Here is an 8432-nt window from a genome sequence, read left to right as displayed (position 1 = left end):
CCCTCTTTTGTCAACACAGCCTAGTCCATTCATCACCAAGTCGCATAGCTGCTTGGTATATTTTTGCTTGATATCTTCGTTGACATCATCGGCATCCAGAAAATATTTTACCGTATCTCGGCTGCGGAATATCGCCTCGCAGGCCCCAAATATATAAAAATAAAATAATAATGGGTCAACAACTTTGAATACGCCCTCAGCCTGACCATCTTCCAATATTTTCTGTTCTGCAAAAACCAATCGCTTTATAATATCATTCATTATGGTATTTTTGTATTCGCCGTTGGACTCTTTCATCATATATTGTAATAATATATTTATATATGGATGTTTGTAATAATTACTTACTGCTCCATATATATGTATGCGGAGCTTTTCCTTCGCTCCAACCGGCATATTGGCAAGTTGTTCAACCTGGGTAACGGCACTGCCCACAACCTCCTGCACATAGGCCATCATCATCCCGGCCTTGTTTCCAAAATAATATCTGACCAATCCGGCATTGAGGCCCGATTTTTTGGCAACATCGCTGAGTGAGAAGTCAATCGATTCCCGCTCAGCCATGAGCGCCCCGACGGCCTCGAGCAACTGATCCCGCGCGGTGGCATCGGCTCTGACCGCCCGCTTTTTCGACAGGGCCTTCCCGACCATATTCAGACGCCTCTCACTCAACATGCGGCAACAAAGTTCATTCAATCAAATAATAGCCCTACTGCACTCGCCGGCAACCCACAATGGCCTGCGTTCGCTGACCTGGCTGCGACAGAGCCTGACCAACCCTTCGAAAACCGTCACAATTGTCCCGTGGCTGGCGCGTGCATGCCCTCAAGGCAATTCAAAAAAGAACTGAAATTCAACCTCGAACGTCACCCGGCCGCCCCTATGTGATACCGGGCGGGCGCAGCGCAACGGAATTGACCACGCCCGGATGATTGGGCCTGCAATAATCTTATTTACTCGAATGAATAGGGCAGACGCTTGCCTGACGCCGAAACTGCCACAGGTGCTGGCTGACCGGGGCCAGTTCGAAACAGTGCTGATTAATTTGGTGACCAATGGCCGTGATGCGATGCCCGTGGGGGGGCGGCTTTGCCGAACAGTCAGGCGGGGCGCTGAATGTCGCAAGTGAACCCGGACAAGGAAGCACGGTGACGTTCTGGCTGCCCGTCGCCGTTGAGGCGGCCGCGAACACGACGCTGCCCGACAAGGATGCTGCCCGACAAGGATGCTGCCCGACAAGAACGTGGAGACTGCAAGGTCAAAGCGGTCAAGTATCCTGCTGGTGGATGACGATGAACTGGTCCTGGCCATGCTTGCGGCTCGGCTCACCGATTTCGGCTACCACGTGGTGCAGGCCGATTGCGGCAAATCGGCGCTTGCCCTGCTCGACGCGGGCGAGGAGGTGGGCCTGCTTGTCTCTGACCTTTCAATGACCGGCATGAACGGTATCAGTTTGATCAACGAGACACATACCAGAAATCATAATCCGCGTGTCGGGGGTTCGAGTCCCTCCTCCGCTACCATTTTCCAAACAAAAACAAATACTTATCCCTTCGGGAAAGCGCGATCTGATTCGCACGGTTTATTGCACGGTCATGGGCTGTGTGTGACGGTGTGCGACGGTGCTTCACGGGTTGCGGAACGGCCGTGTGACACGACTGATCATCGTTGGGTTGAAATTTGCGCTTGCAGGGTCGTGCAGCGTGGAGACGCTGGGTCGAGCGCATTGCGCGCTGTTGAGCGTGCTGGACGCTGTGTGGGCTTAATTCCCGGTTGGCTATCTGCAGGCGGTGGTTTGATGGGCCCCCTCGTGCTAGATCAGTCAAGCCGCGCAGGAGCCAACATGCCGCTATAAAATTTCCAGAACATCACTCGGTAGTGAGATGGATTGAACCGGCAAGGCTCAGGATTGGGAGCTATCGATGCGTCTTTTTTTGATTGGGTTTCTGTTTGCAGCGTTGGCTCCGTGCACGACCGCTTCCGCCCAAGATACGACTGGGTCGCCGTTTTCCCCCGAGAATGCCGGCACATCCAGATTTAAGCAGTGTGATCACGATGCTCGTGACGAGGTCGAACGGGACCATTGCCTGACCGAAGAAAACATCCGGCAAACTGCGGCCCTTAAAGGCGTGCAGAAGGCGTCGCTGACTTCCGAAACTCCCGTTGGGAGAGCGAAGGCTCTTGCCGCGCAACAGGCTTGGCTGAAATACAAAGACGCAAGGTGCAACCTTTGGCTATTGACCGGCGGAAGTGGCGCAGGACAAGCAAGGCTGCGTTGTCTCGTCCGAGAGACGATAACGCGGCGCTCAGATCTTGAGCATGCTTGGGACAACTAAGGCCGAAAGTGCCGCCGCCAGGAAAGGCAAATTGCTAACACAGGGAGAATGACATGGACTTTGCATCTGCCCTGACCGCGCTCTCGAACGCGATGACTTTGGCCAAGGCATTGCGAGGTATACAGAAAGACTATGACATCGCGGCCGTCCGAGTACAGATGGCGGAAATCTATGATGCCTTAGCTGACGCTCGTATCGCGCTTGCTGATGCCAAGAGCGTTATCGTAGAGCGTGAGCAGCAAATTAAGGAACTTGAAGGCGGGCCAGTGCCGGGGGACCCGTGTCCTTACTGCGGCGCTAGAGCAATGCGCATGACACGCCAAGCAATGAATGGACAATGGGAAACCTGGACTTGCGGAGAATGCACCCAGACAAAAGATGTCCGGCATGATTTGCCCGGCCCCGGTCGTTCCGATGCCAAGCCGAGGCTGAGATAGCCAATAATGCTACTAGAGGAGTATGTATGAGAATTTTTGCTCTCTCGATCGCATTTCTGGCTGCAAATTTGTGCCCCGTCGAAAGCGCCACGGCTAGAAATTATGACGGCCCTATTGTGGCAAACGGAAAATGTGACAAGCGATCTGGAGTTGAGGTAGGGGATACTGGGTTTAGCCAATTTGGTTGCAATGCCGTTGTCATCGCTCGAAGCGACCGGGGGACTGTTCTGATTCAATTCGCTGATAAGTCAGGCAGAGATGGTCGCATTTTAGGGTTCGCTGGAACAATTGAAGGCAAACAGGGCTTTGGTGCTGAACGCACTCAAGCGTTAGAGGTTGAGCGGATTTACCTCATGGGAGGTGGTCGGCCGATCAGTGTTAGTCGTGGCACATGTTTTCTCAATTGGTCGGCTGGGAAATTGACAAGTGCTCTTTGCGACGCGGTCGCAGAGGTTGAAGGGCAAGAAATAAAAGCGATTTCAATTATTTCAATCAGATAAATGAGGAGCAGGGTTGACCTTATCAGCAGCTTGGCCACTGTGCGGGCCGGATTTTTTGCTGCGCAAATTTGGCATCGATTGGTAGTGTGCTATAAATTGCGTCATGAGCGGCCTGACAAAATTCCATAACGAAGGTGCCATCATCGGTCGCTTGCTGACTGGCTATGCCGATCTTGAGCTTGACCTCCTGCACTGCGTCCAAGTCGCTACTGGCAACTTTGATGCTGCACTCAAGGCAATGTTTGGAACTCGCGGCGAGACGCGGCGGATCAATGAAGGTGTGGCACTCGGTAGGCCTGCCTATCAAGCACTTGGGCTCCAAGCAGATTTTGATAGAGCGATTACTGCTGTGCGGTTTTGCCTCAAAATCCGAAATCAGTATGCTCACCACACGTTTTGGGACGATAACACTGGAAATTTGGCCATTGGTGCGTTGGAGCAGATTGCCAAATCGCCTTCCATCTTGTGCGATCTCACCGATATAGAGGCCAAGCATGTCGATATTAAGCTACTGATGGATCAAGATAAATTCTACAAATACACTGATTTGCTTATAGGTTGGGTGAATTATGAGGGACGTTACAGGAATGGGAATCTTGTAAATAATCCGGTTTCAAAGCCACTTAAAATGCCCCAGCCACCGCTGCATCTATAGGCTTTTCCCCACCCTTGCGTCCTGACACCAGAGCTTCCAGTTCAGGCGGTCCAAGGTCTTCGCGATCAGAGGACGCGCACGGCGCTCGGCATTTGTAAGCCACCCAAGCCCTTTGGCGGTCGTTTTGGCGATTTGGACCCAACGGGACAAATGCTGCCAGTCGAGAATGGGGTCTTCTGCAATACTGGCCTTTTTCAAATATCCCCGCAGCATCTTGTCACCATCGGTGAACGTTGTGATCTTGGTGGCAGCGGTTTGCCCGAGTTCGTGGAGAGTTCTCTTGATCAACTCATGGGGTTTGCCCGACGCCGAAATCACAGCACCAACCTTCACAGTCCGGCCTCTGTTGTTGATACCAACGCCGATCAACACCTCATGATGGCGCGGGCCATCGGCGGCGTTGCTTCGAACGAATGTCGTATCGATACCCAGATCGATGGATGTCACTGCATCACGATTGGGCGGGCCACATCGGCCTAAATCAGATGCGAGACGCGATGCTCTGCGCAAGAGCTGGCGCCGGGTTGTGCTCGAGGCGCGCCCTACAGCGAACGGAAAAAGATCACCGATAAGTCGCTCGGCCACACGATAACTCATCAGTGCGCAAAGGCGACTTCTGAGCTCGTGGTATTCGGTCCCGGAGCGGGCCGAATTTCGAAATAGACAAGGTGGCGGGAGTCGTGAGCCATGCCTTCTGAGTCTGGGCACACGTACTCGCTGATTATGTTGACCAGCGCAATTCGCTGCGTCGACGCGCTGAGGCCCATGAGGAAATGCTCTGGCGCCGCACGGATGTGCTTATTGAAGTTGAGCCGCTCTACCTGGTGCGTTGGCGTTGGTGACCAGTATCTCGGCGAGCCATGTCGTGAACTTCTCTTCGGCCGCCGCTGACAAAGGCTCCATCGGGAAATCGGCGCTGGCATCCACCTTCTTGAATACGGGTGCCAGCATCCGGATGAGGATTTCCAGCACTGGCTCATCATAAGCGCTCCAATCACCGATCACCTCAATGGCAATGACCGCCTTGGCGGCATTGATCCCAACAATAGCTGATACCCGAAGCGGAGGACAACTGGTGAGTTGGCTCGACGCCATCCAGTTGCGTGATCTCGATGCCGATACGCGGCTCGAACTCACCTGCCGCGCCTGCGGCAAGGTGCGCTTCGTGACGCCGGCACAGTTGCTGGCTCTGGGCGATTTCGGACACCTGTGGCTGTCGGAAGTGCAGGCACGCGCCCGCTGCAAGCAACGCGGCTGCAAAGGCGCGATGCGCCTTTCAATGCCTCATCGAGGTGAAACGAAGGGATTTGTTGGGGGTATTGCCTGATTACCCCCTCGTGACTGCAAAATATTGCGCTATGCAGATGTCGTCACCGAATGGATGAGGACGTTATTTCCATGGCCGATGAAACGCTGCTGACGCTGGCTGCCGATATTGTTTCTGCCCATGTCAGCCACAACGCCGTCGCCGCTGACCAACTGCCTGTAATGATCCAGTCGGTCTATGCCTCGCTTGCGGGCTTGGGCCAGGCACCTGCGCAGGTAGAGGAGAAGCGTGAGCCTGCTGTCTCGGTGCGCTTATCGGTCAAGGCCGATGCCATCACCTGTCTCGAATGCGGCGCAAAAATGAAGATGCTCAAGCGGCACATCTCCACCGATCACGGCCTGAGCCCTGCTGAGTATCGCACCCGCTGGAACCTAGCCGCCGACTATCCCATGGTCGCGCCCGATTATGCTGCGAAGCGCAAGGAACTGGCGGTGAAGATCGGTCTCGGCCGGAAGCCGAAGGTGGTAGTCGAGGTTGCGCCAGCGCCGAAGACCAAGGCGGCGCGACGCAAGAAGCAGGCAGCGCCCGTTTAAGGGCGCTTCGGGAAGATATTCCGAACCGATAGCATGACGAAATTTTGGGATTAGCTTTCGGCTTGGTCGGAACTGTGGGTCGGAGAAGATCTAGCGTGAGCGATACCCCTGAACAGCGTGACATGACGTTGGTCAGCCACGACGGCCACATCCTCCTGATGAGCTGTAAGCAGTTCGTGGATGAGATCGTACTGGGCGACGCCTGCTTCGTTTGTGGCGTCTCGCCGAGGGACAAGCCGTTCAATGACGAGCACATCATCCCCCGATGGGTCCTCAGACGGTTTGGCCTGTTCGACAAACAGATCACCTTGCCCACCGGCGAACGTCGCCATTACCGGGGCTACCGGGTCCCCTGTTGCGTGAACTGCAACAGCCTCCTCGGCGATACGGTCGAGACGCCGATCTCCCAGCTGCTGGACGGTGACTACCAAGCGGTGGCGCAACGCCTAGATGAGCCAGCACTTCGATTGCTCTTCACTTGGTTGGCCCTGCTGTTCTTCAAGGTCCACCTTAAGGACCGTTCCGTCAGGCTGCACAAAGACCCTCGGATTGGGCCTGAAGTGATCGGTGACGCCTATGACTGGGGTGATATGCACCATCTCCATGCCATCGTTCGTTCGCCGTACACCAAGGCCAGCTTGTTGCCAGGCGTGATCGGCTCGCTGCGGATTTATGAGATCACCAGTGAAATCACACACGACGCTTGGGACTATCTAGACTTCAGCTACGACCAAACGATGGTCGTTCGGGTCGGGAGAGTCGGCATCGTCGCCACGTTGAACGACTCAACAGCCGGCGAAAGCGCCTGGTCGGATCGCCTGGACGTCATCGACGGGCCCATCTCGGAGCTACAACTGCGGGAGATCGGGGCGATGTTCGCCTTGGCCAACCGCGATCTGATTGATCGTCCGGTCTTCTCAACCCTCATCTACGACAAAACATTCGCGATGATCGCCTGCCGGCGGCCACCGCTAAAGCTCAAGGACTTCGACCCCGAGGCCTTTGGGGAGGTCTTGTTGTTCGCGGTCCGCAACTACGTCGAGGCTAGAGCCATCACGGTGGACAGCTCGCGGGACCCGGAGAAGGTTGCAGCGGCTATCGCCACCGGACACGTGCGCTTCCTGACGTTCAATGGAGAATTCATCCGACCTGAGATTTTCCGAGAGAGTGCGAGCTGATGAGCGACCTGACGGAGGAATGCCTCCGCATCTTGAACAAGGGTCTCTTCGAGATCACCGATCCGGGCCCCCTCCATCAGCCGATCAGTAGTTTTTCAATCCGACGGGACGATAAGCTGCGCCTCATTTTGGAGACTGAGGCCGCCCCCAATGCGACGTCGGCGGCAGTCGATCAGCCGCCAGGCACGGTTCGCATGACTACTGAGCGGGCGCTACTCCGCAGCGTAGGCGGCCTCGAAGGGGAATTCTTCGGGATGGTTCCCTACAGCAAGTACCGCCAGACCAAGGGCGTGACTGAGCAGCCCCTCAAGGAATTGACCCAGATTCATATCGCCAAGACCAACAACCCTTCCGGGGCGCCCGCGGCATACGCCATCGACTGGCTCGAAAACCTGCCCAAAAGCCCATACACCTGGCCCGCGGCCTCCGAAGTTGTCACCAGAACCATCACAACTCGGAGAATTTCGCTCAACGACGGTATCACCATCGCGAAAGATACCGACTGGTTCAACACCTCGTGGAACTCCGCCAAGGTGACTGTTGATGGCGCAACCTTTTACGTTTGCGCCCTCGACAGAGAGGACCGGCCCGGCGCGATCAAGCCGGGGTGCATCGTGTATGACGGCGCCCCCGATGACGAGTTCCGAAAGAAGGTCCGCACGGGCCTCTCATTCGCGATGGGCGTTTACTTGGTCGATCTCGGAACAAGCCACTACGACGCCGAATGGAACGTGGTGTCCACATTAGCGCGAAGCGCCTACAGCCTTCGCGGCCATGCCTTCGACATTGAAACACTCCAGCTCGCGCCGCTCGGCGACCGCTTTCTGAACGAGCTAGGTGCCCCGCAGCTGACAAGAGCGATCCAGGCGTTTGTGACAGCGTTCGACGTCCTTGACCTTGCAAACCTGCACTGGGCCTTCTGGCATGCCTGCGTCGCTACCCCGCACATGGCGCCCGCGCACTTTGGCGCGACCATCGAGGGCCTGCAGAGCGCCTACACCAAAGCCAACCCTGGAAAGGTGCGTGAAGGCTGGGCTACACCAGACGAATGGAAGAAGCTTAAGGGGGCGCTCAGCGGCATCATTGCGGACGCCGACGTCTCCGTTGAGGCGAAACAGGCCCTCCAGGGCAACCTGCATACCTTTAATGACATTAATCAGCGTCAGCGGCTGAAGGACGTCATGGCTGCCCTGAAGCTCGAACTGGGCGAAGACGAGGATGCAGCTTGGCGCCGACGGAACAAGGCCGCGCACGGCACGCCCATCCCTCTGGGGCAGGAGGTGGCGGCGATCCGCGACATGAAGCTGTTGAGAGGGGTGTTCCAGCGCCTACTGCTGCGGATCACCGGCGCGGCAGACCAGTACATCGACTACACCTCGCCCAACTACGAGTACCGACCTCTGTGCCAGGCCCCGCCGAAGATGGGCTAGGCGTTAGTGAATTTGCGGTGGAAGCCGATGCTCGCC

Annotated in this window: 12 protein-coding genes; 9 read left to right on the top strand and 3 right to left on the bottom strand. The window is 56.0% G+C overall.

Annotated features, from left to right (window positions below; translation table 11 throughout):
* A partial coding sequence (locus tag AQZ50_RS16500) for a TetR/AcrR family transcriptional regulator C-terminal domain-containing protein (RefSeq protein WP_197412533.1) occupies positions 1 to 651 on the bottom strand: 651 nt, incomplete at its 3' end.
* A 574-nt stretch (positions 652 to 1225) separates the two neighbouring features.
* On the opposite strand from AQZ50_RS16500, the gene AQZ50_RS20175 reads away from it, so the two are divergent.
* The 5 genes from AQZ50_RS20175 to AQZ50_RS16490 all read left to right on the top strand — a co-directional run bounded on the left by AQZ50_RS20175 (position 1226) and on the right by AQZ50_RS16490 (position 3928).
* The gene (locus AQZ50_RS20175) at positions 1226 to 1855 is read left to right on the top strand and encodes a response regulator (RefSeq protein ID WP_082703737.1); all 630 of its coding nucleotides are present in this window, start codon (positions 1226 to 1228) and stop codon (positions 1853 to 1855) included.
* 67 nt (positions 1856 to 1922) lie between these two features.
* Positions 1923 to 2336, top strand: a complete 414-nt coding sequence (locus AQZ50_RS21275) for a lysozyme inhibitor LprI family protein (RefSeq protein WP_082703736.1) — start codon at positions 1923 to 1925, stop codon at positions 2334 to 2336.
* 53 nt (positions 2337 to 2389) lie between these two features.
* Positions 2390 to 2773, top strand: a complete 384-nt coding sequence (locus AQZ50_RS16495) for a hypothetical protein (protein WP_067747888.1) — start codon at positions 2390 to 2392, stop codon at positions 2771 to 2773.
* Positions 2774 to 2799: 26 nt separating this feature from the next.
* Positions 2800 to 3273 carry a hypothetical protein gene (locus AQZ50_RS20580; protein ID WP_156427410.1) on the top strand — a complete coding sequence of 158 codons (474 nt, stop codon included), beginning with the start codon at positions 2800 to 2802 and terminating at the stop codon, positions 3271 to 3273.
* 103 nt (positions 3274 to 3376) lie between these two features.
* Positions 3377 to 3928, top strand: a complete 552-nt coding sequence (locus tag AQZ50_RS16490; RefSeq protein ID WP_067747887.1) for a hypothetical protein — start codon at positions 3377 to 3379, stop codon at positions 3926 to 3928.
* On the opposite strand, the gene AQZ50_RS20575 is transcribed toward AQZ50_RS16490, so the two are convergent.
* Together AQZ50_RS20575 and AQZ50_RS16475 are read right to left on the bottom strand one after the other, a co-directional pair.
* Positions 3923 to 4375 (bottom strand): hypothetical protein, encoded by a 453-nt coding sequence (locus AQZ50_RS20575; RefSeq protein WP_156427409.1) that lies wholly within the window; start codon positions 4373 to 4375, stop codon positions 3923 to 3925. The two genes, AQZ50_RS16490 and AQZ50_RS20575, sit on opposite strands and share 6 nt — an antisense overlap.
* Before the next feature lie 351 nt (positions 4376 to 4726).
* Positions 4727 to 5023, bottom strand: a complete 297-nt coding sequence (locus tag AQZ50_RS16475; protein WP_067747906.1) for a hypothetical protein — start codon at positions 5021 to 5023, stop codon at positions 4727 to 4729.
* On the opposite strand from AQZ50_RS16475, the gene AQZ50_RS16470 reads away from it, so the two are divergent.
* The 4 genes from AQZ50_RS16470 (at position 5004) to AQZ50_RS16455 (ending at position 8396) form a co-directional block, all read left to right on the top strand.
* Positions 5004 to 5255: a hypothetical protein gene (locus AQZ50_RS16470; RefSeq protein WP_067747882.1), complete on the top strand. Its 252-nt coding sequence runs from the start codon at positions 5004 to 5006 to the stop codon at positions 5253 to 5255. The two genes, AQZ50_RS16475 and AQZ50_RS16470, sit on opposite strands and share 20 nt — an antisense overlap.
* Before the next feature lie 71 nt (positions 5256 to 5326).
* On the top strand, positions 5327 to 5788 hold the full coding sequence (locus AQZ50_RS16465; RefSeq protein ID WP_067747880.1) for a Ros/MucR family transcriptional regulator: 462 nt from the start codon (positions 5327 to 5329) through the stop codon (positions 5786 to 5788).
* 95 nt (positions 5789 to 5883) lie between these two features.
* Positions 5884 to 6966, top strand: coding sequence for a hypothetical protein (locus tag AQZ50_RS16460; protein ID WP_156427408.1), 1083 nt, complete (start codon positions 5884 to 5886; stop codon positions 6964 to 6966).
* Positions 6966 to 8396 carry a hypothetical protein gene (locus tag AQZ50_RS16455; protein ID WP_067747876.1) on the top strand — a complete coding sequence of 477 codons (1431 nt, stop codon included), beginning with the start codon at positions 6966 to 6968 and terminating at the stop codon, positions 8394 to 8396. Before AQZ50_RS16460 ends, AQZ50_RS16455 begins: the two co-directional genes overlap by 1 nt.
* Positions 8397 to 8432 lie beyond the last annotated feature (36 nt).

It is taken from the genome of Novosphingobium sp. Fuku2-ISO-50 (genome assembly GCF_001519055.1).
In the GTDB taxonomy this organism is placed as follows: Bacteria; Pseudomonadota; Alphaproteobacteria; order Sphingomonadales; family Sphingomonadaceae; genus Novosphingobium.
Note: the sequence above shows the minus strand (reverse complement) of the source record. Positions and strands in the feature narration are given on the sequence as shown.